Source organism: Streptomyces sp. NPDC005784 (assembly GCF_042871525.1).
Lineage (GTDB): Bacteria > Actinomycetota > Actinomycetes > Streptomycetales > Streptomycetaceae > Streptomyces.
This window is the reverse complement of the sequence record NZ_JBIAIQ010000009.1, coordinates 13,178-40,175: the sequence shown is the minus strand read 5'-3', so window position 1 is coordinate 40,175 and position 26,998 is coordinate 13,178. Positions and strand designations below refer to the sequence as shown.

The 26,998-nt window shown below is 67.6% G+C and carries 24 protein-coding genes and 1 pseudogene; 12 read left to right on the top strand and 13 right to left on the bottom strand.

Features of this window, described 5'->3' with window-relative positions; all coding sequences use genetic code 11:
- Positions 1–3 precede the first annotated feature (3 nt).
- From ACFYR3_RS17140 to mscL, 5 genes are all read left to right on the top strand, one after another.
- A complete protein-coding gene (locus ACFYR3_RS17140; protein WP_355856543.1) occupies positions 4–1,266 on the top strand; it encodes an MFS transporter in 1,263 nt (420 codons plus the stop codon).
- Positions 1,267–1,334: 68 nt separating this feature from the next.
- Entirely contained in the window at positions 1,335–1,655 is a 321-nt protein-coding gene (locus ACFYR3_RS17135; protein ID WP_355856546.1) for an FmdB family zinc ribbon protein, read from the top strand.
- A 138-nt stretch (positions 1,656–1,793) separates the two neighbouring features.
- Positions 1,794–2,672 carry an S-methyl-5'-thioadenosine phosphorylase gene (locus ACFYR3_RS17130; protein WP_355856549.1) on the top strand — a complete coding sequence of 293 codons (879 nt, stop codon included), beginning with the start codon at positions 1,794–1,796 and terminating at the stop codon, positions 2,670–2,672.
- A gap of 311 nt (positions 2,673–2,983) precedes the next feature.
- On the top strand, positions 2,984–3,529 hold the full coding sequence (locus ACFYR3_RS17125; protein WP_389283644.1) for a hypothetical protein: 546 nt from the start codon (positions 2,984–2,986) through the stop codon (positions 3,527–3,529).
- A gap of 114 nt (positions 3,530–3,643) precedes the next feature.
- On the top strand, positions 3,644–4,114 hold the full coding sequence (gene mscL / locus ACFYR3_RS17120; RefSeq protein WP_355856555.1) for a large conductance mechanosensitive channel protein MscL: 471 nt from the start codon (positions 3,644–3,646) through the stop codon (positions 4,112–4,114).
- A 97-nt stretch (positions 4,115–4,211) separates the two neighbouring features.
- Here the strand turns inward: mscL and ACFYR3_RS17115 are convergent, their stop codons facing one another.
- Positions 4,212–4,394, bottom strand: a complete 183-nt coding sequence (locus ACFYR3_RS17115; RefSeq protein ID WP_261709245.1) for a hypothetical protein — start codon at positions 4,392–4,394, stop codon at positions 4,212–4,214.
- Positions 4,395–4,674: 280 nt separating this feature from the next.
- Here ACFYR3_RS17115 and ACFYR3_RS17110 point away from each other — a divergent pair.
- Positions 4,675–4,926, top strand: a pseudogene (locus ACFYR3_RS17110) (low temperature requirement protein A); the annotation flags it as partial.
- Positions 4,927–5,761: 835 nt separating this feature from the next.
- Here ACFYR3_RS17110 and ACFYR3_RS17105 read toward each other — a convergent pair.
- From ACFYR3_RS17105 to ACFYR3_RS17070, 8 genes are all read right to left on the bottom strand, one after another.
- Positions 5,762–6,610: a helix-turn-helix domain-containing protein gene (locus ACFYR3_RS17105; protein ID WP_389283641.1), complete on the bottom strand. Its 849-nt coding sequence runs from the start codon at positions 6,608–6,610 to the stop codon at positions 5,762–5,764.
- A 12-nt stretch (positions 6,611–6,622) separates the two neighbouring features.
- On the bottom strand, positions 6,623–7,141 hold the full coding sequence (locus ACFYR3_RS17100; protein WP_389283639.1) for a DUF6879 family protein: 519 nt from the start codon (positions 7,139–7,141) through the stop codon (positions 6,623–6,625).
- Entirely contained in the window at positions 7,122–7,388 is a 267-nt protein-coding gene (locus ACFYR3_RS17095) for a hypothetical protein (protein ID WP_389283637.1), read from the bottom strand. Before ACFYR3_RS17095 ends, ACFYR3_RS17100 begins: the two co-directional genes overlap by 20 nt.
- Before the next feature lie 348 nt (positions 7,389–7,736).
- Entirely contained in the window at positions 7,737–8,375 is a 639-nt protein-coding gene (locus tag ACFYR3_RS17090; protein WP_389283635.1) for a transfer protein spdA, read from the bottom strand.
- A gap of 197 nt (positions 8,376–8,572) precedes the next feature.
- A complete protein-coding gene (locus ACFYR3_RS17085) occupies positions 8,573–9,052 on the bottom strand; it encodes a phage terminase small subunit P27 family (RefSeq protein WP_389283633.1) in 480 nt (159 codons plus the stop codon).
- 1,053 nt (positions 9,053–10,105) lie between these two features.
- Complete coding sequence (locus ACFYR3_RS17080; protein WP_389283631.1) at positions 10,106–10,588, bottom strand: hypothetical protein; 483 nt, start codon at positions 10,586–10,588, stop codon at positions 10,106–10,108.
- Positions 10,588–10,869 (bottom strand): hypothetical protein, encoded by a 282-nt coding sequence (locus ACFYR3_RS17075; protein ID WP_389283629.1) that lies wholly within the window; start codon positions 10,867–10,869, stop codon positions 10,588–10,590. The genes ACFYR3_RS17080 and ACFYR3_RS17075 overlap by 1 nt, the downstream gene beginning before the upstream one ends.
- A gap of 2,181 nt (positions 10,870–13,050) precedes the next feature.
- A complete protein-coding gene (locus ACFYR3_RS17070; RefSeq protein ID WP_389283627.1) occupies positions 13,051–14,754 on the bottom strand; it encodes a recombinase family protein in 1,704 nt (567 codons plus the stop codon).
- Between ACFYR3_RS17070 and ACFYR3_RS17065 the strand changes: the two genes are divergently transcribed.
- The 3 genes from ACFYR3_RS17065 (at position 14,636) to ACFYR3_RS17055 (ending at position 18,185) form a co-directional block, all read left to right on the top strand.
- On the top strand, positions 14,636–15,865 hold the full coding sequence (locus ACFYR3_RS17065; protein WP_389283625.1) for a low temperature requirement protein A: 1,230 nt from the start codon (positions 14,636–14,638) through the stop codon (positions 15,863–15,865). The two genes, ACFYR3_RS17070 and ACFYR3_RS17065, sit on opposite strands and share 119 nt — an antisense overlap.
- Before the next feature lie 135 nt (positions 15,866–16,000).
- Positions 16,001–17,029: a P1 family peptidase gene (locus ACFYR3_RS17060; protein ID WP_355856561.1), complete on the top strand. Its 1,029-nt coding sequence runs from the start codon at positions 16,001–16,003 to the stop codon at positions 17,027–17,029.
- Positions 17,030–17,435: 406 nt separating this feature from the next.
- The gene (locus ACFYR3_RS17055) at positions 17,436–18,185 is read left to right on the top strand and encodes a DUF6227 family protein (RefSeq protein ID WP_355856563.1); all 750 of its coding nucleotides are present in this window, start codon (positions 17,436–17,438) and stop codon (positions 18,183–18,185) included.
- Positions 18,186–18,317: 132 nt separating this feature from the next.
- Here the strand turns inward: ACFYR3_RS17055 and ACFYR3_RS17050 are convergent, their stop codons facing one another.
- Entirely contained in the window at positions 18,318–19,895 is a 1,578-nt protein-coding gene (locus ACFYR3_RS17050; RefSeq protein WP_389283623.1) for an MFS transporter, read from the bottom strand.
- A 62-nt stretch (positions 19,896–19,957) separates the two neighbouring features.
- Between ACFYR3_RS17050 and ACFYR3_RS17045 the strand changes: the two genes are divergently transcribed.
- Positions 19,958–20,941, top strand: coding sequence for a YafY family protein (locus ACFYR3_RS17045; RefSeq protein WP_355856569.1), 984 nt, complete (start codon positions 19,958–19,960; stop codon positions 20,939–20,941).
- Positions 20,942–21,608: 667 nt separating this feature from the next.
- On the opposite strand, the gene ACFYR3_RS17040 is transcribed toward ACFYR3_RS17045, so the two are convergent.
- Positions 21,609–22,607, bottom strand: a complete 999-nt coding sequence (locus tag ACFYR3_RS17040; protein WP_355856572.1) for a sigma-70 family RNA polymerase sigma factor — start codon at positions 22,605–22,607, stop codon at positions 21,609–21,611.
- 169 nt (positions 22,608–22,776) lie between these two features.
- On the opposite strand from ACFYR3_RS17040, the gene ACFYR3_RS17035 reads away from it, so the two are divergent.
- Positions 22,777–23,301 (top strand): N-acetyltransferase family protein, encoded by a 525-nt coding sequence (locus ACFYR3_RS17035; RefSeq protein ID WP_355856574.1) that lies wholly within the window; start codon positions 22,777–22,779, stop codon positions 23,299–23,301.
- Between the two features lie 185 nt (positions 23,302–23,486).
- Here the strand turns inward: ACFYR3_RS17035 and ACFYR3_RS17030 are convergent, their stop codons facing one another.
- Positions 23,487–24,293 (bottom strand): dioxygenase, encoded by an 807-nt coding sequence (locus tag ACFYR3_RS17030; protein ID WP_389283620.1) that lies wholly within the window; start codon positions 24,291–24,293, stop codon positions 23,487–23,489.
- A gap of 142 nt (positions 24,294–24,435) precedes the next feature.
- Between ACFYR3_RS17030 and ACFYR3_RS17025 the strand changes: the two genes are divergently transcribed.
- The gene (locus tag ACFYR3_RS17025; protein ID WP_389283618.1) at positions 24,436–24,945 is read left to right on the top strand and encodes a MarR family winged helix-turn-helix transcriptional regulator; all 510 of its coding nucleotides are present in this window, start codon (positions 24,436–24,438) and stop codon (positions 24,943–24,945) included.
- A gap of 212 nt (positions 24,946–25,157) precedes the next feature.
- On the opposite strand, the gene ACFYR3_RS17020 is transcribed toward ACFYR3_RS17025, so the two are convergent.
- Positions 25,158–26,708, bottom strand: a complete 1,551-nt coding sequence (locus tag ACFYR3_RS17020) for an MFS transporter (RefSeq protein ID WP_355856579.1) — start codon at positions 26,706–26,708, stop codon at positions 25,158–25,160.
- Positions 26,709–26,998 lie beyond the last annotated feature (290 nt).

The following is a 26,998-nucleotide window of genomic DNA, read 5'->3' as shown; positions in this document are numbered from 1 at the left end:
GCCGTGGCATCCACGGTCACCTCCCGTCCTGGATACGGACAGCTGCTGCGCACCCGCGGCGCGTGGACGTTCCTGCTTCCCGGCTTCGCCGCTCGCCAGCCGTTCGCCATGCTGACGATCTCCATCGTGCTGCTCGTGCAGCACACCACCGGCTCGTACGGGGCGGCCGGCGCGGTCGCCGCCGTCACCGGTGTCGCCATGGCGCTCTTCGCGCCCTTCACCGGGCGTCTGGCCGACCGGCACGGACAGCGGGCCGTCCTGCTGCCCGGCGTCCTCGTGCACGCCGTGTCCGGCTTCTCCCTGACCGCGCTCGCGCTGGCGGACGCTCCCTTGTGGGCGCTTTTCGCGGCCGCCGTACCGACCGGCGCCTCGGTGCCGCAGGTCGGCCCCATGGTGCGGGCCCGCTGGGGCGTGAAGCTTCAGGGCTCGCCCCTGATGTCGACCGCGGCGGCCTTCGAGTCCGTCACGGACGAGCTGACCTTCGTCTTCGGCCCGCTGCTCGCCACAGCGCTGTGCACGGCCGTCGACCCCTCCGCGGGCCTGCTGACCGAGGCCTCGCTGACTCTGATCGGCGGTCTGCTGTTCGCCGCGCAGAGGAGCACACAGCCCTCGGTCGCCGTCGACGGGCACGCGCGCGCGGAGCACGGTTCCGCTCTGCGGATCCCCGGCGTACGCGTTCTGATCATGACCTTCCTCGGCATCGGCTCCGTCTTCGGCGGCATGCAGGTCTCGCTGGCCGCGTACAGCCAGTCGATCGGCGAGCCCGGCTTGAACGGTGTCCTGTACGGCGTCTTCGCGGCGGGCAACATGGTCTCCGGCATCGTCTGCGGCGCCATCGCCTGGAGGGTGGCCCCGCAGCGACGGCTCGTCCTCGGGTACGCCGCGCTCGCGCTGGCCGCCTCCGGACTGTGGGCGGCGAACTCGGTGATCGTGCTCGCCGGCCTCGGCCTTGTGGTCGGCATGTGCATCGCCCCGACCCTGATCACCGGCTACACCCTGGTCGAGAGCCTCGTTCCGCAGGGCGCCCGCACGGAGGCCTTCACGTGGCTCACCGGCGCCGTCGCGCTCGGCCAGGCGGCGGCCGTCACCGTCGCCGGACAGCTGGAGGACAGGCTCTGGGGCGGCGCCGGATTCCTGGTGCCGATGGCCGGTACGGCACTGGCTCTGGCGACCCTGGTGGCACTGCGTTCACGCCTCGCCACACAGGCCACGAGCCGTGCTGTCGCACGTGGCGTCGGTCACCGCGTGCCGGTGACAGTGGACTGATCTCGCGGAATACGTCAGTATGGACCGTCGTTAGCACTCACTGAGTGAGAGTGCCAGGAGGAAGACAAGTGCCGACCTACCAGTACCAGTGCACCGAGTGCGGCGAGGGCCTCGAGGCGGTGCAGAAGTTCACCGATGACGCCCTGACCGAATGCCCCAACTGCAGCGGCCGCCTGAAGAAGGTTTTCTCGGCCGTCGGCATTGTCTTCAAGGGCTCCGGCTTCTACCGCAATGACAGCCGCGGCTCCTCGTCGAGCAGCTCGCCGGCGTCGAAGCCGTCGACGTCCACGTCCGCGTCGGACTCGAAGTCCTCGTCGTCGACGTCCACGTCGTCGTCCTCGGACGCGAAGTCGTCGGGCACTGGCTCGTCCAGCAGCTCCGCCGCTTAAGGCCTCCTCGGTCCGCCGGGGCTGCCGTCCCGGCCCAGCCGTCTCCGCGAGGCCCCACAGGCTCGTTTCCACAGGACCCCGTCGTCGTACGACGACGGGGTCTTTGGCGTCCCCCCGGTCCCGGCTAGGGTGCCGTTCATGGCGAACACGGAGAACCCACAGAACCCGGCCGGGGAGCAGTCGACGGCCTTGGCCGAGATCGGTGTCATCGGCGGCTCGGGCTTCTACTCCTTCCTCGACGACGTGACCGAGCTGCAGGTGGACACCCCTTACGGACCACCCAGCGACTCCTTGTTCGTCGGCGAGATCGCCGGTCGGCGGGTCGCCTTCCTCCCCCGCCACGGCCGCGGGCACCATCTGCCGCCGCACCGCATCAACTACCGGGCCAACCTGTGGGCGCTGCGTTCCGTCGGTGCCCGCCAGATCCTCGGCCCGTGCGCCGTGGGCGGACTGCGTCCGGAGTACGGGCCCGGAACCCTGCTCGTTCCGGACCAGTTCGTGGACCGTACGAAGTCACGGCCGCAGTCCTACTTCGACGGGCTGCCGCTGCCGGACGGCTCGGTGCCGAACGTGGTGCACGTGTCGCTGGCCGACCCGTACTGCCCCGTCGGACGCGAGGTCGCCCTGCAGGCGGCGCGCGGGCGGGACTGGGAACCGGTGGACGGCGGCACGCTCGTGGTCATAGAGGGTCCGCGGTTCTCCACCCGGGCCGAATCGCTCTGGCACCAGGCGCAGGGCTGGTCGGTGGTCGGCATGACCGGGCACCCCGAGGCCGCGCTCGCCCGTGAACTGGAGCTCTGCTACACGTCGTTGACGCTGGTCACCGACCTCGACGCGGGGGCCGAGAGCGGCGAGGGCGTCTCGCACGACGAGGTGCTGAAGGTGTTCGCTGCGAATGTGGACCGGTTGCGGGGCGTGCTCTTCGACGCGGTCGCCGGACTGCCGGCCGGCGGAGCGCGGGACTGCCTGTGCACGACGGCCCTGGGCGGGATGGATCCCGGCTTCGAGCTGCCGTAGCGGCGGCGGCAGGCGGCAGGCGGCACCGCAGGGCGGTCGCCGTGGTCCCCGCCGCCTCGGTGGTCCTCACCATCTCGGCGACTCGGTGATGGTGATCCTCACCCTCGCGGTGACCCTCGCCGACGCCCTGGGCCCCACCGTCGCGACGGTGGCGATCCTCGGGCTCCTCGGGCCGGAACGCGGGCGGAACCTCCCATTCGGGTGAGGGAGTTGTCCACAATCCCTCGGTGATCCACGGGCTCCAGCGGACTTCGCCGCGAGACCTCATCGTGGGATCGCAAGCCGGTCCCTCGTCGCAGGTGGTGGTCACCATGGCACAGCTCTCTCAACTCATCCGCCCGCCCGGCGCGGACGCGCCTCCGACCTGCGAGGTGCCGCAGTTCGCGCCCGTGCGTATTCGGGGCGGACAGTATCGGCTGCGACTCCTCGCGCGGCACAGGAGGCGGGCGGTCGCCGCCGGCCTGGCGATGACGGCGGCCGCCCTCGTGGCGGCCGGCCCGGGTGACGCCGAGCGGGCGCGCGGACATCCGGCATCCACGCCCCCTGCCGCGTCCGCCTCCACCAAGGCTTCCGCGCCCGTACGCGGGCCGGCCGCGGTCGAGACGGTGAGGGCGCCGGTCCGGATCGCGGACGGAGCCACGGTCAGCCTGTTGCGCCCCGGCGACCGGGTCGACGTGGTCGCCGCGGACAGCGGCGGCGAGGCGCGGGTGGTCGCGACCGGGGCGCGGGTCACCGGGGTTCCGGACGTCGGGACCACCGACACCGGAGCGCTGGTCGTCCTCTCCGTCCCGCGCACGACGGCCGCACGGCTGGCCGGCGCCGGCACCACATCACGGCTGGCGGTGACGCTGCGATGAGTGACGAAATCGTGTCAAGTCCCTCGTTCGAGCTACCCAGTTGGACAGGCCCGGCACGCCCTGCCGTAGGTTGCGGAGCTGTTTGTTCCACAACCTGTGCGGAGGGGCCTCCCAGTGAGCGAAAACAAGCAGCCCAGCGTGTGGGAGGGCTTCAAGGCCTTTCTGATGCGTGGCAACGTCATCGACCTGGCCGTCGCCGTGGTCATCGGCGCGGCCTTCACCAACATCGTCAACTCCGTGGTGAAGGGCATCATCAGCCCGCTGGTCGGCGCTGTCGGCACGAAGAACCTCGACAACTACAGCTCCTGCCTGGAGAGCCCGTGCCAAGGCAGCGGGGCGACCGCCACGGGCATCCGCATCATGTGGGGCTCGGTGCTGGGCGCCACGCTCAGCTTCGTGATCACTGCCGCGGTCGTCTACTTCCTGATGGTTCTGCCGATGGCCAAGCTCCTGGCCCGGCAGGCCGCTCGCCAGAAGGCGAAGGAAGGCACGCGCGAGGTCATCGAGGTGTCCGAGCTGGAGGTGCTGAAGGAGATCCGCGACGCGCTGGTCGCCCAGCGCGGTCCGGGACGCCGCGAGTACTGACGGCGAAGCTGTGGGCCGGCGCCCGGAAACCCGGGGGACGCCGGCTCCGGAAGACCGGGGGCCGGGAATCCGGGGGCCACAAGGCCAGGGCCCGGGCTCAGATGTGGTGGGGCGGCTTCTCGTCGAGGAAGCGCTTCAGGTCGGCGGCACTGTCACCGGTGCTGTCGGCCCGCTCACCCCACCCACGGTCCGTATCGTCCGAGGACTGCTGGCTCAACGGATCGTCGAAGACCAGCGCCGGCTTCGGATCGCGCGGTTCGGGGGCGGGGGCGGGACTCATGCCCCAAGGGTACGCCGCGAGGGTGGCGGCCCACCCCGGCTCGGCCGGGCGCTTCGGCGCCGCGCCGGACGTGCGACCAGCAGGAGCGGTTGGGCGGCACTGGGCCCCGGTCGGGGACCCGGCACCGGATCGTCGCGAGCAGTCCCAAGGGTCCTCCGGCCTGGCGGGTTCGGAGCCCCATGACACCCCTGACCTGGCATCCCGTCGGACCTCCGCCCCCAAGACGCCTTGTGAACGCATTCACAAGAATTTCCGGGACTTTTCTGCTGTGCTTGGCCGTATGACGTCCCGTTCCACACCGGAGTCCCCGGCGACACCACGGCCCACAAGGCGCCGGCCGCTGCGCAGAATGACCGCTCGCGGCCGTGACGAGGCGCACCGGGTCGCGTCGCCGCTGGAGCTCCTGTTCGACCTGTGTTTCGTGGTGGCCATCGCCCAGGCGGGCGCCCAACTGGTGCGAGCCGTGGCGGAGGGTCACGCGGGTGAGGGCATCCTCAACTACGCGATGATCTTCTTTGCCATCTGGTGGGCGTGAACCAACGGAACAACAGGTTACCGCAGGGCAGTTGACCAGCGCAGATGAACGCGAAAGGCCCCGCCCATGCGCCACGGGGGAGGCACACGAACGGGGCCAGGACCCGCACCCCTCGCGCCGGTCGGTGGCAGTCACGAGAGGCACGGGAGATCAGCGGACGGGGCTATGCCCGTGCGTCTTGTGCACCCGCATAGCCGACAGCGTGGCCAGCGCGAGCAACGGATCATCCATGCGCGTGCTTGCGCTGATTCCGCCTCGGAGCGACGCGCAGACAACACAGGAGCTTGGATCAACCGGGCCGGGGCGCGGTTCCCTCAGCCATCGGTCAACGTCCTTCAATTCCGTCTCCCCTTGGCTTGGCAGCGCGCGCACTGAAACGGGCACGGGGGCGGCTCGGAATCCGGCGGGAAATAGATCACCCCGGAGCGGGTATCCAGCGCACCGCCGGAGTTCGTCCACCAACCCTCGGGAGAGTCCGCGTACGGCCCGTCAGGATCGCCCATGAGGCTGATTAGCTCAGGCTCGGGTAAGGCACTCAGACGGGCTCTGACGCGCTTTGCCGGGGCAGTCACGCCGGGCACTCCACATGCCGGTACTGAACAGCGGGACCGGCCGACGTTCGGTCATGGGCAATCCGGCGCACCCGCTCAAGGCTCTTGATCGGCCTCGCGCAATTCGCGCACCTCGAACCGGCCGGGGCGTAAGTCGTGTACTCGGTCTGTCGTGCGTCCGTGTCCGCCATGGTCGCTGTCCCCTCGCGTGGTCCGATGACATCCACGCTAGGAACGGCGAGACCTCAACTCACAGCCGATTGCACGAGATTGCACGGCAATCATGAGAGCCGGTCCATGGCATCCGTGATCAGCGCACGCGCGTTCGCCCCGTAAACGGCCAGCGCTGCCAACTCCGCGAACGCTTCCGCGTACATGGCTACCTCGCTGGGTTGGGTGAGCGTGAGATATCCAGAGATCAACTCGACGTTGACTTGTGCCGTGTCGTAGACCCAAAAACCCTCGGCGGGCCAGCGCTCACGATCCGGCCGCATAGGCACAACTCCCAAACTGACATTCGGAAGTGAAGCGACCGACACGAGGTGACCGAGCTGCCCGGCCATAACCTCAGCGCCACCGATTCCAGCGCGCAACACCGACTCTTCAACGAGGAATGCGAATCGCCGATCACCCTCGTACAACACACGTTGCCGTTCCATTCGGGCGGCCACCGCGTCGGCCACGTCGTCCACCAGGCCGCGCCGTCGCTGGATCGCTTGCAATGCCGCTGTCGTGTACGGCCGAGTCTGGATCATTCCGGGCACGAGCCACGAGGAATACGACCGGAACCGGCGGGTGCGCTGATACAGCGGTAGGCGTGCCTCCTGAGCCTGTTTGAGCCCGACCCTTTCCATGCGCCGCCAACCGACCCACATTCCCTCGGCCGTCCGCAGCGAGGCAATCAGATCTTCGGTTTGTTCCTCGGCCCCGCACGCGCGGCACCATGCCCGAATATCGTCAGCGGACGGGGGCGTGCGCGCATTCATGATCCGCGACGACTTGGACCGGCTCCATTCGCAGCGATCTGCGATATCGGCACCGGTCAGGCCAGCATCCCGGCAGAGTTCCGCGAGACGATCCGCGAGAGCCTGCCGGGCCTGCTGAGCACTGGAGTACGGAGAGACAGCCATGGTGCGTACCGATCAGACGGGCCGGTAATCCGCGTGGGGAATTGCTCGCTCCCACGCTGCCTCATACGCCGTGGCGTACTGCTTGGCTAGTGCCGGATCGTGCAGCACTTCCATACGCGGGCCGGTCCACTGCCCCTCTCCGCTGAAGTGGTGGAGGATCACTGTTTCCTCATCCATGACCCACCCGTCAAGCGTGGGCAGGAGCAATTCACGAGCCAGCGAGCGGGGCAACCAACGCACATTTTCGCCCGCCGCAACGTTGGTGAACGTGCCGTCATATTCGTACCGCACGTAGTCACTCAGCGGCTCGGAGACGACACGCAACCGACGCATGACAACCCCTCGGCCGGTCGTTTCGGCAACCACGTCCAGCCAGGAACGCCACCACGAATCACGGTCGGCCGGGTCGTACCGGTGCCCCTTCTGCCAGCGGATGAATTCCGGATCATCGCGCATGTAGCTGTCCCGCATTTCGAGGTGCATCGCCGAGCGCTGCGCTTTTGCCAGGCACTCACGTACCGCTGTTGCCACCGTTTACCTCACTGTCCGGGCGCGGGATGAACTGGAGCATGTTTGCGGGCAGCCGAATCACGGTCTCGTGGTCCGGGACGTCCGTTGAATGGCCGGGCACCGACCCAACTTCCTGCGCCTGCCGGACAGTCGCGTCATCGGCCTTCCATGACTGGATGATCAAGTCTCCGGTTTCCTCCTCTACCCAAATCGTGGGCGAACCGTCGTCCGGGGTGTTCGGCCAAATCCCCAGGAACCTTAGGGCCATTGGGCACTCCTCGACTGAGTCGGTTGCATCCTGTTGCATGAGCGTCACCCCTACGCGTGATCAGCGCAAGGGGGCGCGGGCGGCGGTCCGTCGGGCGAGACAAGATGATCTGATGACCCGTCAGAAACAGTCAGGTCTAGCGGCTCGCGGTCTGGAAGTGCCCGAAACCCCTTGGAATCGAAGGGGCCGAAAACCCTTGGGATTACTGGCCAGACGGCACATGACACCCTCAGCCGGCCGGAATCCACGCCTTTCTTTCGAAAGCCCTCCGGAAATACCGAAAGCCCCGCACCGGCCACCGATAAGGCAGCGGGTACGGGGCAGGCACCTAGTGACGTCACCTGGTGGTCAAGCGGCCATTGCGAGGTATCGGCGGCCGGTCCGTTCGGACACTCCGAAATGGTCGGCCATCATGCGGCCGGTCACGGGTCGGCCATCCCGCGAACCGAGAACGGCCAAGGCCGCGCGTACGTCCTCAGCAGTCGGCGGAGTGACCGGCAATTCCTCCTCGGCGTCCGCCTCGCTGTCGGCAAAGTCCTGCCATAGGTCAGCGTCCGGCCAGCTATCGGGCAGGCTCTCAGCGCCTCTCTGCGGCCCGTCCGGACCACGCCCCGAGGAATCGGCCAGCGTGACCGGCTCGGCGCCTCCAGTGACCGCAGGTGGCTTCCGGTGCATTCGCCAAACGGTCAGCGGGAACACGGCGTGCAGACCGGCGGACACCCACGTATCGACAGCGGACAGAGATTCCGTCGTAAGGACACCGGCCACATTCGCGGCCACGGCAACGGCCACAGCGAGGGCGACGTCACGGCCCGTCCGGACAGCCCAAATCATGAATAGGTCAACGGCCACGGGAACGGCCGGAGCAACGGTCTCGGGCACACCATGCGACAGAGCTAGGTCACGCTCCACAGCGAAGGAAATCACCATGGCCGCAGCAAGGGCGAGGCAGCGGACAACCCCGGTAATCGACAGTCTCTTAAACATGCTGCTCCTTCCGCGCCTCGGCGGTAAACGCATCCCATGCCGCAGCCATTTGGGAAGCGAAACGTACTCGGTCTATTCCCGCTCGCGCGGACTCGCGGCGGTATTCGGCGGCCTTGCGTTCGTGGATTCTCTGCAACGTCAACTCGTGACGGGAAACCATTTCGGCCACCTCGGCACGCCATCCGTCGTCAATCGCGTCAGTCCCAAACATCGTCCATGCCGTCATCCTCGCTCAGCGCAGTCACAGTGATTCGCGCGGCAGCGGACGGAGAAAGACCTAGCTCAACTCGCGCGGCACGCAGGATTCCCGCGTAAGTGTTAACCACCGTCGTAGCCGGATTCTTGACGAGCACGTTGTTTGCGCCGACGACGAGCAGGCCGTCACGGCTAATGAATCGCTCGGCCTCCCACATGCGAGCCTGCGCCGTGCAGAACGACACAACGACTTCCCGCTGTGCGTCAGTGATTCGAGTAGCGGCAGACAGCGCGGGAACGATCCGAGACCAGATATCCGACGCGTCCGCCTTCACCTTGTCGGCACCCGGGCCGTCACCAATCACGGTGGACCAATCCGGCTCGGTTAGGTCACTCGGCGAAAGGGCTAGCCGGTCGGAATGGCGGTCGGGGCGATACGTTCCCTCGCGCTTGTGCTGGTCGATTGGCTTAGCGAGCGTCATAGGGTCCCTCCAGGGGATGAAAGGCGCAGGTGGCGCCACAGAAAAGGCTTAGAACTGCCATCGCGTAAGTTCTCCTCCCTGTCGACTGTTTAGGGAGGCGGTAGGGGGACCCTCCCCAGGGGGTGGGGGGTGTCAGCGCGCGGGAACGTGCGCCTATCCGTCCCGCGAATGTGCAGGCACTCACCCGAGCCGCGCTCAACCTGTGCAGGCAAGCACTCATGCCCTTGCACACATCAACACCCCTTGAATGCAACGGCACTTGATGCGTATGCGTACTCCGGATGAGCAGCGGATGGATCGCCGACAACTCACGGCAAGACAGCGAGAGATGATCGGCCGAACGGCAAAGCCTCGCGCGGAATTCCGAACAGCATCACGCATCATGCGCTGTAGCTGTAGCTGTAGCTGTAGCTGTAGCTGTAGCTGTAGGCGCACGCGTTATGCCATGCGCATAGCTCAGCGAATACCGCAGGCATGCACTGTGCTCGGGCCAGGCAGCCGCGAGAGCACACGAGGTACCCACCTGCAAAGGGGGTGCTAACGCCGACGAGGGGGCATACCCACTGGTCAGATAGGGGGCCAGAAATCGCCGGCTCAGGCCCCCATCTAGCGACCGCAAACGATCACGCACACTCGGCGAGCCAGCGCGTCAGGCAGTCGCCACAGAGAGGCTTTCGCCATCCATCGGCGTCCGGGTCGTTGCCTCGCGCGATTAGTGCACGACGACTGATCGGGTAATGGGCGAGTCGTTGTGCAGGCTCCCCGCAGCGCTCACAGAATGGGCGCCACGAGGAACCGAGAATGCCTCGCCTCACGACGGGGGAATCGTCGGCGGGTCGATCGGGCGGCCCGCAGCGTCGAGAGGAGTCACGTCGCAACCGACTAGCTCACCGCTCCGCGCGCCGCCATAAACGCGCACGTAGTCGACGCCCCGCCGGACATGGACACCCTGATACCCAGCGGGGAGCCTGTCACTCCACGCAGGCGAACCATCGGCGAGCCGAGGGAACCAGGGGTAATCGCCGTTCGGCCCGGGGTCTAGGGAGTCGTGCATTACGCCTCGCCACCGTTCACGTACGCCTCGCGCTTCGCGTCCAGACCATCGGCGAACTCGGCCGCAATCTCCCGGGCGCGCTGTTCGGTCACGAGATCAAAGACTTCAACGATGGAATTTACGTAAGCGATGTTGTGCGAGATCTCCGCATTCTCGCCCAAGTGATGCTTGGCCCGTGACGCGGTATCCACGATGTGGCGCGTCTTGTAAGCGTGCGCCTGAAATTCAATGAATGCCGCGAACCATGGCTCCTCAGACAGGAGTGCAACAAGCCGCGCACGCGCCTCCCGTTCCGCCTTTTCGTTCGCGTTGGCCTCAGCAAGCCAATTCGCCTTGACCCCTAGGGCATACTCGCGGGCCCTTCCATCGCGCTCAGCGGCGATCTGCGCGGCTCTCGCCGACTCCTCGGCCTCCAGGGCAGCGAGTTCCTGCTGTGCCTTCTCAGCGGCCGCACGTGCCTTCTGAATCTTTGCGTCGGTCATCAGTTTCCCTTGAGGTTGTCGTAAGCGGCGGCGATACGGTCGGCACCCCTGGAATTGAAGGGGTCGGACACGTCGCGGCCGAGTGCGGCAGCAGCACGCTTACCGTTTTCATAGAAACTCAAGGACATTCGCGTGTTCGGGCTCAACTGCCCACCGCTAGCCGAAAGTTCGGCCGCCTTCTCTAGCTCCGCGCTGTAGTTCCAGGCTTCCGCGCGGTCACGCAGGACACGCGCAAGAGTCTGGTCGGTCATCCCGGAAAGCATCTGGTCGTCAGTGGTCATGAATCCTCCTTGATAGCTAGACCGGTGAAATACCTTCGCCGATCGGTTCGAAAGTGTCGGTATCCAGCGCTACGCACGAGCCGCACAAATGGGCTGAGCGGGACCGGGCCGACGCCGTTTTTGCCTGCCCACCGATTTACAGCGTTGATCAGGTCGATTTGGTCAACGGCTGAGCGGCGATCATCGGTCGTAACCGCGCGCAGGGCATCGAACACAACAGCGCGGAACGCAGCATCGTTGTGCATTACGAAACCTTCCTGGAGACGACAAAACCCCCTCGCCCACTCTCCGTTACAGAGTGAGCAAGGGGGTTTATCTAGCGAGCGCCACACCGCCTAAGCGCGCGTGGAATCTGACTCGCCAAGCATCATGGGAACGCGGGTAACGGCCGCGTACGACAGCACCTAGTAACGTCACTAGGTGATCAGCGAAGGGCCGGGCAATTGCTTACCCGGACCAACTCGATTCGCTGTCGAGTAGAGGTGTTTGCCTCTACTGGCCAGAGAGTGTGTTGGTTAACCACGAAACGACTTGAAGCGCACATAAGCTCAAGGGGCGTTACCGAGTTGTATCCCGATTCACCTCGGGCTCTCAGCGCCTCTCTACGGGCCCCCGAGGAATGCCTAGACGCGAGGGTGCAGCGGGCCAGAGATCGTCGCTCAGCGGGCCGCACAGAGCCTTTCAGCTAGGCCGCGCGCTTCCGCTGCCGGTACGCCTTCTTCCGATGCGCGTCCGAGCAATAGCGGCGGGCCCGGCCGGTCCCGTCCCAACCCGCGTTATCCCCGCATCCGTCGAGCTGGCACACAGCGTCCTCGCGCGCCTCGTATCCGGCGTCTCGTGCCTGCGCTGCGCAGTTCTCAGAGCAATACCGCTGGCCGCCGTTCCGGGGGTCGAATACGTCGCCGCAGCGCTCACAGTCCTTACCCATGCGCTTTGCTCGCTGCTCAGCGGCCGTGAGGCTCCTAGCGCGTCTGTGTGCTTGTCGGCACCGGTCGGAGCAATACCGCTTTTGTCGGCCGGATAGTGGGGTGTCGCAAACGTCGCAGCTTGGATCTTCAAAGATCACTGTTTATTACTCCTCCAAGGGGGTGGGACGAAGCTCGATGTAGACGACCGCGTTCGTCGTTTACTAGTAGAGGCTCTACAGGTATATCTAGAATGTAGTTCATTTCTACACAACTGCATTTATAGAGTTTCTGTATTAGCTCTCAGCCCCTCGCTGCTCCCGCTGTTTCCTCGCCTGATAGGCCGCCCGGTCCCGGCAACGCTTCCCGCAGTAGAGAGCGGCGCGGCCCGGCTGGCCCGGCTCCCTGTGAGGAATCGGGTTCTTACACGCGGGAAGTGCGCATTCCTGGCCGGTCAGAACAGACTCAACGATGCCTAGGGCTGTCGCTAGGTGCTCGTACGTGTAAGCAAGAGAGCGGGAAGGGGTGCGCGTAGCTTGGCCGCTTAGCCCCTCGCTCGCCTCGCGGTGCGCTGCTCGTAGGGCTGTAAGCAACTCGGTGTAGTTCGGAATTTCCATGCTTTCAATCTCCGTTCATTCGGCGGAATCACCGACCGGGTGTCCGCGCTTTCGGCGTAACTGGGTTTGGGCCGTCAGTGCTTTCGGCGCAACTGGGTGCGGCTCTCAGTGCTTTCGGCGTAATCAAGGCAAATGAAAACCCCGCCATCTCTGACGGGGTGCTCTTTAGGCAGCTTCCGCAATGAGCAGCGCGAGGCGGGCCGCTTGCCGATCCGTGGAGTTGCCACGGTTGGCCCGGAAAGCGCGTACGAGTCGGCCGCGCTGTGTGTCCCTCTCGCTCGCCCATGAGTCCATGCGGGCCGAAAGCGTCTCTAGGTCAAGGGTGTTTGTGATGGGCACCGCGCAACCTCCCTGTTGTCTCTCCTGTTGCGTGGGTTCCAGAGAGGGAGTTGGTTAAGTGATGGAATCTGACGCACCGTCAGATAATTGGGATGGACGCCCCGTGTGGCCACACGGGGCTCTCGCGGTGCTCCCGAGCAACAAAGCGGCGGGAACGGCTCAGACGGGCGCCAGCGGCTTTCCCTGGGGGCCGTGCGGCTAACCCTCGGCGCTGGCCAGTCGCTAAAGCCGCCGTGCGGCCATCTGCGGGTACGGGAAAGGCCCGGCGGGGAGTTATCCCACCGGGCCTCTCAGAGCCTCTCAGCGCTGCCTACAGGGGCTTACAATCCCTCGGCCTCACGGTGCTGCCGCGTCCGCTCAACCAACCCCATGGCGCTGTCTATCGCTGCCAGCGCGGCCGGGTCCTTTGCATCCCGCCATTCGACCTTGAGCCGGTCATGAATCGGCGTCCGATCACCCTTGTACTTGGCCGGGGTGATGGTCACCGACTTGATGGCAGCTTGCAGGAGCGCGCGCCGCCCCTCGATTCCCTCGCTGTCCCAAATCGCCGTCAGCGCCTCGGCATCCATCAGCGGGGAAAGGTCAGCTTCCTTGCTGAGTTCGGCCAACTCCGCTTTCAGCACCTCGATTTGGCTCCCGAGTTGCTGCATGAGGTAAGCGTAATCCTCCTCGCTCATCCTTCCGATTACGTGGAACTCTTTACGCAGCCGCATCTCACGGCCTACGGCGCTTTCCAGTGCTGCCGACACCTTCCGCTTGCGCGCTTCCTTGGCCGGGTCCTGGTAGCTGAGCCAGCGCCGGGCAATCTTCTGGATGGTTTCCGACTCGGGCGACAGGTTGAGAATGTGCCGAGTCCAGAGCTGCGTAACCGCGTCCTCGGCCCGCTCGCGCTGTGTCGCCGCACCGGTGCAGACAGATGGCCCCTGCATTGCACGAGTGCGGCAGTTGTAGTTACGGCCCCCGTTGCCCATGATTCCGGCGCAGTGCGGGCACTTGAAGAGATCCGTAAGGATCGTGACCGGCTGACGGATTCCTCGGCGCTTGTCTCCGATTGCAGAACCAGAGCCAGCGCGGGACCGGCCGGAGATCAGCGCGCGAATCTTCAGGAGTTCGTCATACGTGACGACGCCCTCCCCGCATTCCACGGGGTGCCCCTTGGCGTTCATGAGAGGTTCCGACTCGCGCCGGTATTTGTCCGTGGGGTTTCCGTCCTCGTCCAGCACGCGTTCCCGGTTCGGCACGAGACCGGCCCAGGAAACAGACATGGACATGTGGATGATGGTTTGCGCGCGCCACTTCTTACCGTGCCGCGTCGTGATCTTCTCGCTGTTCAGTTCCTCGGCAATGCTGGCAGGGGTACGGGCAGCGAGCAGGAGTTCAGCGATGCGGCGAGAGTGCTTGTATTCGGCGTTTCGCCGCAGCTTTCCGGAACCCTTGGGCGACTCCAGACCGAACGGCGTCACACCGCCCGGCCACCGCCCGTCAGCTTTGTGCGCTGCCGTACCCATTGCCGTGCGCACCGCGATTGACTTTGCCTCTTCCTCGGCCCGGTCGGCGAGGATGGAAAACACGATTTTCATTCCGGGCTGTGCCGAGTCCAGCCCTTCCGAGGTGACGACGATCCGTGCGTGCTTCACGTTGAATTCGTCGATGATCAGCACCACGGCACCGATACCCCGGCGCGAAAGTCGGTCGGTGCGCCACACGTAGAGCGTTTTCGACAAACCTTGCTTCACAGCGGATACGGCGCTTTCGAATTCCTCGCGCCGGACGTGCGCCTTACTCGCCGACTTCTGCTCGAACCAGACGTGCCGGATCTGCTTGCCTTCCTCGCGCGCCTTCCGGCAGATATCCCGCAGGTGGCCGCGCAGTGCCGACACGGTGTCCTTTGCTTTCGACCGCCTGATGTACGCCTCTGCCAGGTCGGACGGCTCGCCGGTAGCCGGTTCCCACAGCCCGAGGAGCTTGAGTTCGTCGTCCTCGAAACCGAGGGCACGCAGCGCGGGGAGGTCTTGCCGTTCCATCTGTCATCCGTTCGCCGAAGGTGACCGCCCTCGGCCTGCGGTGCCCGGGTCCCCTTGGGGTTTCCGAGCGATTCCGTTAAGAACCGCAGGTCAGAGCGGTGTTGCTCCGTTGGCTCACGGGTGGGCCTGGATGAACTTCAGCTGGTTCGCGTCGGCTTACGACAATGACGACGTGCTCTACCGGGTCGTCACGCTGGTGCAGATCGCAGGCGTCCTGGTGCTCGCGGCCGGGGTGTCCAGAGCGTTCGAGAGCCATGACTTCCTGGTCGTCTGGATCGGCTACGTGATCATGCGGTTCGCGATGATCGCGCAATGGCTACGGGTGGCACGGTCCGCCGAGGGAGCCGAGAGAACCATGGCGCTGCGGTACGCGGGCGGCGTGCTGCTGTGCCAGGTCGGCTGGCTGGGCCTGTTGTTCACGCCGGAGGCGGGCGTCCCGTGGGTGTTCCTGGTGGTGGCCGTCGCCGAGCTCTGCGTCCCGCTGTTCGCGGAGAAGGACTTCACCACGTCCTGGCATCCGCACCACATCTCCGAGCGGTACGGACTGTTCACGATCATCGTGCTGGGCGAGACGATCGCCGCCGCCACCGTCGCGGTGAAGTCGGCCGTCGACGAGCACGACGCGCTGGGCGAGCTGCTGCCCATCGCCGCGGGCGGACTGCTGATCGTGTTCTCCGCCTGGTGGATCTACTTCGTCGTGCCGATCCACGGCCATCTCCGATCCAACGGGCAGGCGTTCCTCTGGGGGTACGGCCACTATCTGATCTTCGCGTCGGCTGCCGCGATCGGCGCGGGTCTGGAGGTCGCGGTGGAGCAGACGGTCGGCACGGCACACATCTCGGCACTCTCGGCGTCCGCCGCGGTGACGCTGCCGACCGCGCTGTACTTCCTCGCCGTCTGGGCGCTGCACTCCCGCCACTTCAAGGTCGGCATCGCCCAGCAGCTCGTCCTGCCGACCACCGCGCTGCTCGTCATCCTGTGCACCTTCCTGGGCGACTGGGCGGTACTCGCCGCGGGCATCGTCTCGGCGCTGGCTGTGGCGGTCGGGGTGGTGATGACGACGCGGATGGTGACGCGGGAAGCGGCGGACGGCGCGGCAAGGGGCGCGTAGAGAGACGAGCAGGGGGCGGGCGCATGGGAGACGAGCAGGGGCGCACAGGGAGGACGGCGCGCCGCCGGAGTCGGCGCCCGATCCCGGTGCGGACGGCTGCCGCTCCGGGGCCCGTGGCCGGGGAACACTGGACGCATGACAGTTGACGCTCTGACAGATGTCGCGGGTCTGCGGGTGGGGCACGCGACGCGTACCGGGGACGGTTGGCTCACGGGGACGACGGTGGTGCTCGCTCCCGAGGGAGGCGTGATCGCCGCCGTGGACGTGCGCGGCGGCGGGCCCGGCACGAAGGAGACGGACGCGCTCGATCCGCGCAATCTCGTGCAGAAGATCGAGGCGGTCGTGCTGACCGGCGGCAGCGCGTACGGGCTGGACTCGGCGTCGGGCGTGATGGCGTGGCTGGAGGAGCGGGGACGCGGAGTGCGCGTGGGGCCGGACCCCACGCACGTCGTGCCCGTCGTGCCCGCCGCCTGCGTCTTCGATCTCGGGCGTGGCGGCGACTTCCGGTCACGGCCGGACGCTTCCACCGGACGCGCCGCGGTCGAGGCGGCCGACGCGAGTGCGCTGCGCGCGCCGGTGCGCGAGGGAGGCGTGGGCGCCGGCACCGGGGCGGTGGTCGGGCAGCTCAAGGGCGGGGTCGGGACGGCGAGCGCGGTGCTGGAGTCCGGCATCACGGTGGCCGCACTGGTGGTGGCCAACGCGGTGGGCTCGGTGGTGGAACCGGAAACGGGGGCACTGTACGGGGATTTGGCGCGAGGACGGACGGCGTGTCCGTCCGCCCCGGTGCGCGAGGCCGCCCGGCGACGGCTCGCGGGCGCCGCCGCGAGGAACGCGCCGCCTCCGTTGAACACCACGCTCGCCGTCGTCGCCACCGACGCCGGTCTGACCCGGGCGCAGGCGCAGAAGCTCGCGGGGACGGCCCACGACGGGATCGCGCGGGCCGTGCGGCCGGTGCATCTGCTGAACGACGGGGACACGGTGTTCGCGCTGGCCACGGGCGCGCGGCCGCTCGCCGCCGAGAACCCCCTGGCGCTCAACGAGATCCTCGCGGCGGGCGCGGACCTCGTGACGCGCGCGATCGTGCGCGCTGTGCGTGCCGCGGAGTCGGTGGACGGGCCGGGCGGTGCGTGGCCGTCGTACGAAGAGCTCTACGGAGAGAGCTAGTTGGGCGATCGCCCCGCCCGGTTCACTCGCGGAATGATGTTCGGCCCGGGTGATGGTGATCGGCTCGGGGTGACGGGAACCCGTTGAGTCGCCACTCGCGTCCTCTTCACGTAATGGTGCGGATCACGACTCGCTCGTCGGAACGTCGTAGCGGTCGGGAACTGTTCCGACAAGACCGTCGTGCCGGACAATGGGCTCAACGGCTTGAACCTTTCGTGGAGCGCGTGGACCGCGGGAAGTGCCGTCTGACGAGGGCCTTTTGACGTCCGTGCGGGCCGTGCGGGAACTTGCCGCGCGACCCGCCCGTTTTCCGTCCGTACGTTTTCTCGGTTCGCGGACATGATGTCCGACCGAGGGGCTACGGTATGCACCCACAAGGTGACATGCAGCAACGCCGGGAGAAACCTTGAGCGTTCCGTACGAGACAGCAGCGTACGAACCACCCGAGTCGCCCGAGTCTCCGGAGGAGCATCTCGCACGACTTCTGGGCCGCGCCCTGAACTCGTTCGAGCTGCCCGACGAGGCGATACGGCGACTCGACTGCGCGCTGGCGCACGACAGCTCGCTGCACTCCGCGCACCACAGCGCGGGGCTGCACCGGGAGACGTACCGGCACACATGGCTGCTCGCCGACGGTTCCGCCGTCACGCTGTGGGAACTCGTGCACAACACGGCGACCGGTCGCGACGCACAGCACGAGGTCTACGTCGACGAGGAGGAGTTGCGCGCCGCCACGGCCCGGCTCCCCCTCCCTCCGGACGCACCGGACTTCGAGCTGCCCGTGTTCGTGCAGTTGTCGGCGATCCCCGAGCCCCGTCACACCTACGTGCCCGACGACTCCGCCGATCACGCGCGCCGGCTTCTGCGGCGCGCGGAGAATCCGGACCGGCCGGGCGCCGACCTCACGACCCTCCTGCTCCGGGAGGCGTTCGCGCACCAGATCACGCAGGCCTTCGGGCGCCCCTGCCGCGCCGGTCAGGCGGGGCTGTGCTTCTCGCTCTACGAGCACGCGTTCCTGCTGCGCGACGGGCAGGAGATCTCCCTGTGGGAGGTCGAGCACACGGCGACGCCGGACCGGCGGCACATGTGCGAGGTGTACGCGACGGAGGACGCCGCCCGGGACGCGATGGAACGGCGCGCGGCACGACTGGGCTGAAGACGGAAGGGGCCCCGGCACCTGAGGTGCCGGGGCCCCTTCCGTCTTGGACCTCCGCGACGAGCGTGGTGGTGGCGGACCTCTGGTTGATTGCCCCTCAGGCCGGCACGGCAACGAGCCGCCGGGCGGGGCTCAGCCGATGAGTTCCGGCTTCCGGTCCTCGTCCTGATCCTGCTTCGGGTCCTCGTCCTGGTCCTGAATCCGGTCCTGGGCGTCCGTCCCGTCATCCGCGCCCTCCACATGCTGTGCCGGCCGCTTCGGCAGGGCGAACATCAGCAGGAAGATGACGGTCAGCACCGCGGCCACCCAACCCAGCGCGTGCTCGAAGGCGTTGGCGAAGGCCGGGCCCACCTGGGCGGGGGTCATACGGTCGCTGATCTCGCCGAAGAAGACGACTGAGACCAGGCCGAGGCCGAGCGCGTTGCCCATCTGCTGCACGGTGTTGATCAGCCCCGACGCCGAGCCCGCGTGCTCGCGCGGAACCTCCGAGAGCACCGCGTCCGTCAGCGGGGCGACGATGAAGCCCATGCCCGCGCCCATGACCACCAGCGGAAGGGCCATCTGCCAGGAGGCGATGGACATGCCGAACCGGTCGGACTCCCAGATGTAGAGCAGCACACCGAGCGCCATGAGCAGGGCGCCCGCCTGGAGTACCTTGCGCCCGAAGCGCGGAACCAGCAGCTGCACGGACATGCCCGCCGCGGCCGAGACGGCGATCGAGAACGGCACCCCGGTCAGCCCGGCCCGCAGCGCGCTCCAGCCCAGCCCGATCTGCATGTACAGCGTCCAGACCAGGAAGAAGATGCCGAGCGCGACACCGAAGACGGTCTGCACGGCGATGCCCGCCGCGAAGCTCTTGACCTTGAACAGCGACAGCTCGACCAGCGGCGAACCGTCCCGCGCCGTCTTCCACTTCTCGTACGCCACCAGCGCCGCGAAGACGACGAGGGAGCCGGCCATCGACGCGTACCCCCACAGCGGCCAGTGCAGCTCACGGCCGCGGGTCAGTGGGTAGAGCAGCATCAGCAGGCCGAGGGTGACGAGGGCGACGCCGACGAGGTCGAGCTTGAGGGCCTTCGGGGCCTTGGAGTCGCTGATGAAGCGGCGGCCCAGGATCAGCGCGACGATACCGACGGGCAGGTTGATGAGGAAGATCGGCCGCCACTCCAGGCCGAAGAGGTTCCACTCGGTGAGCAGCGCGCCGAGGAGCGGACCCGAGACCGCGCCCAGACCGACGATCGCGCCGAAGAGGCCGAAGACCTTGCCGCGCTCGTGCGCAGGGAAGGTGGCGTGCACGATCGACAGCACCTGCGGCACCATCATCGCGGCCATGGCGCCCTGCAGAATGCGCGAGGCGACGAGCATCTCCGGGTTCGCCGCGAAGCCGCACAGCGCCGACGCGATCGTGAAACCGGCGATGCCGATCAGGAACAACCGCTTGCGGCCGTGGATGTCGCCGAGCCGCCCACCGGTGATGAGTCCCGCGGCGAAGGCCAGCGCGTAGCCCGCGGTGATCCACTGGATCTGGCTGAACGTGGCGCCCGCGTCCCGCTGGATCGACGGGATCGCGATGTTGACGATCGTGACGTCGACCAGGTCCATGAAGGCCGCGGTCATCACGATGGCGAGAGCGAACCAGCGCCGTCGGTCGGCCGCCGCGCCGGGTTCCGGGCTGCTGAGAGCTGTCTCAGAGATGTCGGTGGAGGTCATGTCGTAAAGGTAGGCGCCGATTAGGTCAGATCATGTCCTAGTTCTGCGGCACCCTGGAAAACATGACGACCGACACACCGGCCAGGCTTCTCCAGCTCCTCTCCCTCCTCCAGACGCCCCGCGAGTGGCCCGGCGGCGAGCTGTCCGAGCGCCTCGGGGTGTCCCGTCGCACGGTCCGCCGCGACATCGACCGGCTCCGCGAGCTGGGCTATCCGGTGCAGGCGACCAAGGGCGCGGACGGCGGCTACCGGCTGGTGGCGGGCAAGGCGATGCCGCCGCTCGTCCTCGACGACGAGGAGGCCGTGGCCATCGCGGTGGGCCTGCGGGCCGGCGCCGGGCACGCCGTCGCGGGCGTGGACGAGGCCTCCGTACGGGCCCTCGCCAAGCTGGAGCAGGTGCTGCCGTCCCGGCTGCGCCATCGCGTGTCCACGCTTCAGGCCGCGACCACACCCCTGACCAGCGGAGACGGGGCGAGCATCGCACCCGAGACGCTGACCGTGATGGCGTCGAGCGTCGCGGGACAGGAGCGGCTGCGGTTCGCCTACCGTTCCGGGGACGGAACACCGTCGCGGCGGCTGACCGAGCCGTACCGGCTGGTCTCCACCGGCCGGCGCTGGTACCTCGTCGCGTACGACCTCGACCGCGAGGACTGGCGGACGTTCCGCGTCGACCGGGTCACCGAGCCCTTCCCGACGGGGGCGCGGTTCGCACCCCGCGAACTGCCGACCGGGAACGCCGCCGAATTCCTGCGGCAGTCGATGTACCGGCGGCAGGACACGTACACGTTCGACGTCACCTTCGCCGCGCCGGCCGACTTCGTCGCTGCGCGCGTGCCCGCGTGGGTCGGCGTGCCCGAGCCGATCGACGAGCACAGCTGCCGCCTGCGCGCCGCCGCCGGCGACTCGGTGGAATGGCTGGCAGTGCGCATCGCGATGGTCGACTGCGAGTTCACGGTCCGGGAGCCGAGAGAACTGGTGGAGTACATAAGGGCCTTGGGCGCACGGCTGAGCCGGGCGGGAGGAGTCCCGCAGACCGACGGCACTTGACGGCGCACTTGACGGTCGGCAGGGCGTGCGGGACCGGTGGCACCCGTCGGGCCGTCAGGGACGGCAGGTTATGCCGCTGTGGCAGAATCTGCCATCCGGGTCACCCCGGGGTTCAGGTTCGGGGTGGCCCGCCCCCATCCTGCCCGGAACCCCACCGCACGCACCCCGGTCCCGCCCCTTGGGACCCGGGCTCGGAGACCGGCCCTAAGGCACGGCTCGCCCTGATTCGGATCCCGGCGCGAATTCGGATCCCGGCGCGCGACCCCCGTTCGGGTCTCGGCTCAACCCCGGAGAAGAACCCGTCCCCCGAAACAAGATGGAGCCGAGCTTCGGCGCCAGGGGGGAGGCGCCGAAGCTCGGCTCTGGGAGAGTCCCGGCGCGGGGGGGTGTGCGTCGGGACTCGGCTCTCGGGGGCGGTGTGCATCCGCCCGGATGGGACCCTGAAGCGTGGACCCTGAAGTCTTGTTCCCAGAGCCCAGCAGGTTGAAGCGGCCTTACATGGCCATGTCTGGTCGACTTGTGGCCAACGTGGCGGGCGTGCCCGTGCGCGGACCGGGCAAGGCGGGTCTCGCACCCTCGCGGTGAATGAACCCGTACGGCCCACTCACCCCGCTCGCCCCGTACGCTGCGCGCGCCCCTCCGTCGCCCCTCCGTCGCCCCTCCGTCGCTACGCCGCCGCGTCGAATCCGGTGTCGCGCGCCAGCTTCTTCAGTTCGAGCAGGGCGTGCTTCTCGATCTGACGGATTCGCTCGCGCGTGAGTCCGTGCTCCTTGCCGACCTCCGTGAGCGTCCGCTCCCGGCCGTCCTCGATGCCGTACCGCATCTTGATGATGGAGGCGGTGCGCTGGTCGAGGTGGCCGATCAGGTCGTCCAGCTCCTCGCTGCGCAGCAGTGTGAGAACCGACTGCTCGGGCGACACGGCCGAGGTGTCCTCCAGCAGGTCGCCGAACTGGGTCTCGCCCTCGTCGTCCACCGCCATGTTCAGCGAGACCGGGTCGCGGGCCCAGTCCAGCACGTCGCCCACGCGCTCCGGCGTCGAACCGAGCTCGGCGGCTATCTCCGTGTGCTCGGGCTCCCGCCCGTTCTCACGGTTGAACTCGCGCTGCACGCGCCGGATCCTGCCCAGCTCCTCGACCAGGTGGACGGGGAGGCGGATCGTGCGCGACTGGTCGGCGATGGAACGGGTGATGGCCTGCCGGATCCACCAGGTGGCGTACGTCGAGAACTTGAAGCCCTTGCGGTAGTCGAACTTCTCGACCGCGCGGACCAGGCCGGCGTTCCCCTCCTGGATCAGGTCGAGCAGGGGCAGGCCGCTGCGCGGGTAACGGCGCGCCACGGCCACGACCAGCCGGAGGTTCGAGCGGATGAATACGTCCTTCGCGCGCTCGCTGTCGGCTACCAGCGCCTCCAGCTCCTCACGGGACGCGTCCGCCTTGGCCTCCGCCTCGCCGTCGAGGATCTGCCGCGCGAACACACCCGCCTCGATGACCTGGGACAACTCGACTTCCTTGGCGGCGTCGAGCAGCGGTGTTCGCGCGATCTCGTCGAGGTACATGCCGACCAGGTCGCGATCGGCGATTTCGCCGCCTCCGGCGCGAACACTGCGTGCCGCGTCGGCGGTCCCGCCGGTGGCGGACTTACGACGGGCGACGGCACGGGTTGCCATGCGTGCTCCCTTGCGTGGTGGGCTTGCGGGTGGTCCTGGACATCGGGTTTCACCCTCCCGGGTGCCCGGCATCTGATGGAAACAACGACTGGAATCAGGACAGAATTCCCAACCCGCACCTTGATTTTTCTGATCATGCAGTACCCTGTCGCACCACACGGGAGGGCTGATGCGGTCAGAACGTACAGATGTGCAGGTCAGGCCGGGAGTCGCAGCCGACCTCGGCGCACTCACGGACCTCTACAACCACTTCGTACGTGAGACGCCCATCACATTCGACACCGACGTCTTCACGCCGGAAGAACGTCGTCCGTGGCTGCTCTCCCACCCTGAAGACGGACCGCACCGCCTGATGGTTGCCACGGACACGGATTCACAGAAGATTCTCGGGTACGCCACATCCAGCGCTTTTCGCGTGAAGCCCGCCTACGCGACCTCGGTCGAGCTCACGGTCTACGTCGCCCCGGACGCCGCCCGCCGCGGCGTCGGCACGCTCCTCTACGAAGCCCTGTTCGCGGCGCTCGCCACCGAGGACCTGCACCGCGCGTACGCGGGCATCGCGCTGCCCAACGAAGCGTCCGTGCGTCTGCACGAACGCTTCGGGTTCCAGCACGTCGGGACCTACCGGGAGGTCGGCCGCAAGTTCGGCCGCTACTGGGACGTCGCCTGGTACGAGAAGGAACTCGCCCGCTAGAACTCGCCCTCCAGGGGGTGCCGTTCAGATCAGGTGCCGTTCGGGTCCCATGCCGTTCAGATCAGGCGCAGTCCAGTTCCCATTCCGTTCGGATCAGGCGCCGTCCGGGTCACCTGCGCTCGGGCCACCTGCCGCTCGGTCCCGGATCAGGAACACAGGCGCTCAGCCGACAGGAACACAGGCGCTCAGCCGAACTGCACCGACCGCTTCGCCATCCCCAGCCAGAATCCGTCGATCACGGACCGATGCCCGTCGAGCTCTCCGGAGGCGTCGGCCGCGCCCATGGTCACGAAGAGCGGGGCGAAGTGTTCGGTGCGCGGGTGGGCGAGACGGCCCGCCGGGGACTTGCGCTCGAAGTCGAGCAGCGCGTCCACGTCACCGGCCTCCAGCGCGCGGTGCCCCCAGTCGTCGAACTCGCTCGACCAGGTGGGGACGCCCCCGCCTGTGTGCCGCAGGGCCGCGAGATTGTGGGTGAAGAATCCGGAGCCGACGATCAGCACGCCCTCGTCACGCAGCGGCGCCAGCTTCCGGCCGATCTCGAACAGCCGGACCGGGTCGAGCGTCGGCATGGAGATCTGGAGCACCGGGATGTCCGCCTCGGGGAACATCTCCACCAGGGGGACGTACGCGCCGTGGTCGAGTCCGCGGTCCGGGATGTCCTGCACCGGCGTACCGGGCGCACGCAGCAGCTTCCGTACGGACTCGGCGAGCAGCGGAGCGCCCGGGGCCGCGTACGTCACCTGGTAGTAGTGCTCGGGGAAGCCCCAGAAGTCGTACACGAGGGGGATCGTCTCGATCGCGCCGAGCGCGAGCGGAGCCTCCTCCCAGTGGGCGGAGACCATGAGGATCGCCTTGGGGCGGGGCAGGCCGGCGGACCAGGCGGCGAGCTGGCCGGGCCAGACCGGGTCGTCGGCGAGCGGCGGCGCGCCATGGCTGAGATAGAGGGCGGGCATGCGCTCCGGTGCGGGGCGTTCCTCGGTGGCGGCGGACATGGCGGCTCCCTCCAGAGAGTTCCAGCGTACGGCGGCGATGCTTGATCTTTGAAGCAATTGCTTAAAGTCTCAAGTTCTTCGTCGAGACAAGACTACGGCGAGTTTGTTTAAGTTTCAAGAAGAGGCTCGTACAGTGGAGTACATGAACACGGCACCCGCTCCCGCTGAAGAGCCGCGCTGGCTCACCGACGAGGAACAGCGCATCTGGCGCGCGTACATGCACGCCACGACCCTCCTGGAGGACCACCTCGACCGCCAGCTCCAGCGCGACGCGGGCATGCCGCACATCTACTACGGCCTGCTCGTGCAGCTCGCCGAGGCACCACGCCGCCGGCTGCGGATGACCGAACTGGCCATGAACGCGAAGATCACCCGTTCCCGGCTCTCGCACGCCGTCGCGCGCCTGGAGAAGAGCGGCTGGGTACGCCGCGAGGACTGCCCGTCCGACAAGCGGGGGCAGTTCGCGGTCCTGACCGACGACGGCTACGAAGTGCTGCGGCGCACCGCGCCGGGCCATGTGGCCGCCGTACGCCAGGCCCTGTTCGACCGGCTCGGCCCGGACCAGCAGAAGGCCTTCGGCGAGGCCATGCGGATCATCGCCGAGGGACTCCAGCCGAAGGACGCGGGCGCGGATCTGCCCTGGCTGCGTTAGGGCCCTGCGCTCGCCCCGGCGACGACGTCGGGGGCGGCCGCCGGGGTGAATCCCGCCGTCGGCACCCCGGCGAGTGCCGGGAGCCCGGACAAGGGACTGCCCCGGCTCCCTGTACTGGAAGCCGGGGCAGTCCCCGGACTCGTACGAACGAGGCGTCCCCACCCCGCGTTCGTACGCGAAGGACCCGAAGTACCCGGAGTGAGCGAGTGCCGTCAGTGGGCGACGACCGGCACCTTCAGCTCGTCCTCCGCGCCTTCGCCCGCGCCGGAGCCGGCGACCACGGAGGCGTCCGGACGGCCGGTGTTGATCAGGGTGAAGGCGATTGCCGCGGCGACCACGAGGATGCCGACGGCGAACCAGATCGCGTTGCTGTAGCCGTGCACCATGCCCTCCGCCTGGACGAGCTGCTGCTGCGCCTTGGTGCCGGCGCCCGCCATGTGGTCCTTGATGTACGCGGTGGTCGCGGAGGCGGCGATCGTGTTCAGCAGCGCCGTACCGATCGCACCGCCGACCTGCTGCGAGGTGTTGACCATCGCCGAGGCGACACCGGCGTCACGCGGCTCGATGCCGTGCGTGGCCAGCGACATGGCGGGCATGAACGCCGTACCCATACCGAGGCCGAGCAGCAGCATCGCCGGCATCACCAGGGACGCGTACGACGAGCCGATCTCCAGCTGCGCCAGGAGCAGCATGCCGAGCGCGGCGACCAGGAAGCCGGGACCCATCAGCAGTCGCGGCGCGACCCTGGTCATCAGCCGGGCGCCGATCTGCGTGGAGCCCGTGATCATGCCCGCGATCATCGGCAGGAAGGCGAAGCCGGTCGAGATCGGCGAGTAGCCCTTCACGATCTGCAGGTAGTACGTGAGGAAGAGGAAGGTGCCGAACATCGCGATGATCGCGAGACCGAGGGAGAGGTAGACGCCGCCGCGGTTGCGCTCGGTGATGACACGCAGGGGCAGCAGCGGGGCCTTGACCTTGGACTCGGTGAGGACGAACGCGGCCAGCAGCAGGGCCGAGGCCACGAACAGGCCGACCGTCACGGAGTCGCCCCAGCCGTCGGACGCGGCGCGGGTGAAGCCGTAGACGAGGGAGACCAGACCGAGCGTGGACAGGACCACTCCGGGGATGTCGAGCGGCGAACGGTTGCGGCCGCCCTTGGGCTCACGGATGACGAAGTACGCGCCCGCGGCCGCGACGATCGCGAACGGGATGTTGACGAAGAAGGTCCAGCGCCAGTTCATGTACTCGGTGAGGACGCCGCCGAGGATGAAGCCGACGGCGCCACCGCCACCGGCGATCGCACCGTAGATGCCGAACGCCTTGGCGCGCTCCTTGGCGTCGGTGAACATCACGGCGAGCAGCGAGAGGGCCGCGGGCGCCAGCAGCGCGCCGAACACACCCTGCAGGGCACGGGCACCGAACATCATCGCGCCGCTCTGTGCGGCGCCACCGAGCGCGGAGGCCGCCGCGAAGCCGACCAGACCCACGACGAACGCCCGCTTGCGGCCCCACAGGTCGGCGATACGGCCGCCGAAGAGGAGCAGACCGCCGAAGGCGAGGGCATAGGCCGTGACGACCCACTGCCGGTTGCCGTCCGAAATACCCAGGTCCTGCTGGGCGGAGGGCAGCGCGATGTTCACGATCGTGGCGTCGAGCACCACCATCAGCTGGGCGAGCGCGATGAAGACGAGCGCCTTCCAGCGGTTGCTGTGCGCGTCGGACGCTGGGTCCGGGACTGCCTTGGACGTTCCTGTTTCAGACATGGGGGTACCCACTCCGGGACTTCGTAGCGAAAAATTCAGTGAAAAGGAACGGCTCGTCGACGGTGACGGCCGGAATCGGCTCGGCACGACTCGACCCTGATGACGAGCGCGCCTCGCGCGTGATGAGTACGGGCTTTACGGGCTATGGGTGGTTGTCGAGCAGGAGCACGGTCACGAGTTCTGACCGGCGGTCGGTGCCGGGCTCATCGGTCCCTGATCGACCGGTCGCTCAGCCTGTCGGTCGATCGGTCGGCCGAGGTGCCGGCAATCGGTCCAGCAGTCGTCGGTCG

Excerpts from the sequence above, each read along its gene's own strand:
- ACFYR3_RS17125 (WP_389283644.1), top strand. The coding sequence starts at position 2,984 with ATGGCACAGCTCTCTCAACTCATCCGCCCGCCCGGCGCGGACGCGCCT.
- ACFYR3_RS17090 (WP_389283635.1), bottom strand. The coding sequence starts at position 8,375 with ATGTTTAAGAGACTGTCGATTACCGGGGTTGTCCGCTGCCTCGCCCTT.
- ACFYR3_RS17070 (WP_389283627.1), bottom strand. The coding sequence starts at position 14,754 with ATGGAACGGCAAGACCTCCCCGCGCTGCGTGCCCTCGGTTTCGAGGAC.
- ACFYR3_RS17030 (WP_389283620.1), bottom strand. The coding sequence starts at position 24,293 with ATGTCCGCCGCCACCGAGGAACGCCCCGCACCGGAGCGCATGCCCGCC.
- ACFYR3_RS17035 (WP_355856574.1), top strand. The coding sequence starts at position 22,777 with ATGCGGTCAGAACGTACAGATGTGCAGGTCAGGCCGGGAGTCGCAGCC.
- ACFYR3_RS17080 (WP_389283631.1), bottom strand. The coding sequence starts at position 10,588 with ATGACCGACGCAAAGATTCAGAAGGCACGTGCGGCCGCTGAGAAGGCA.
- ACFYR3_RS17115 (WP_261709245.1), bottom strand. The coding sequence starts at position 4,394 with ATGAGTCCCGCCCCCGCCCCCGAACCGCGCGATCCGAAGCCGGCGCTG.
- ACFYR3_RS17095 (WP_389283637.1), bottom strand. The coding sequence starts at position 7,388 with ATGGCCCTAAGGTTCCTGGGGATTTGGCCGAACACCCCGGACGACGGT.
- ACFYR3_RS17050 (WP_389283623.1), bottom strand. The coding sequence starts at position 19,895 with ATGACCTCCACCGACATCTCTGAGACAGCTCTCAGCAGCCCGGAACCC.
- ACFYR3_RS17025 (WP_389283618.1), top strand. The coding sequence starts at position 24,436 with ATGAACACGGCACCCGCTCCCGCTGAAGAGCCGCGCTGGCTCACCGAC.
- ACFYR3_RS17020 (WP_355856579.1), bottom strand. The coding sequence starts at position 26,708 with ATGTCTGAAACAGGAACGTCCAAGGCAGTCCCGGACCCAGCGTCCGAC.
- ACFYR3_RS17075 (WP_389283629.1), bottom strand. The coding sequence starts at position 10,869 with ATGACCACTGACGACCAGATGCTTTCCGGGATGACCGACCAGACTCTT.
- ACFYR3_RS17065 (WP_389283625.1), top strand. The coding sequence starts at position 14,636 with ATGTACGCCTCTGCCAGGTCGGACGGCTCGCCGGTAGCCGGTTCCCAC.
- ACFYR3_RS17045 (WP_355856569.1), top strand. The coding sequence starts at position 19,958 with ATGACGACCGACACACCGGCCAGGCTTCTCCAGCTCCTCTCCCTCCTC.
- ACFYR3_RS17130 (WP_355856549.1), top strand. The coding sequence starts at position 1,794 with ATGGCGAACACGGAGAACCCACAGAACCCGGCCGGGGAGCAGTCGACG.
- ACFYR3_RS17085 (WP_389283633.1), bottom strand. The coding sequence starts at position 9,052 with ATGACGCTCGCTAAGCCAATCGACCAGCACAAGCGCGAGGGAACGTAT.
- ACFYR3_RS17105 (WP_389283641.1), bottom strand. The coding sequence starts at position 6,610 with ATGGCTGTCTCTCCGTACTCCAGTGCTCAGCAGGCCCGGCAGGCTCTC.
- ACFYR3_RS17040 (WP_355856572.1), bottom strand. The coding sequence starts at position 22,607 with ATGGCAACCCGTGCCGTCGCCCGTCGTAAGTCCGCCACCGGCGGGACC.
- ACFYR3_RS17060 (WP_355856561.1), top strand. The coding sequence starts at position 16,001 with ATGACAGTTGACGCTCTGACAGATGTCGCGGGTCTGCGGGTGGGGCAC.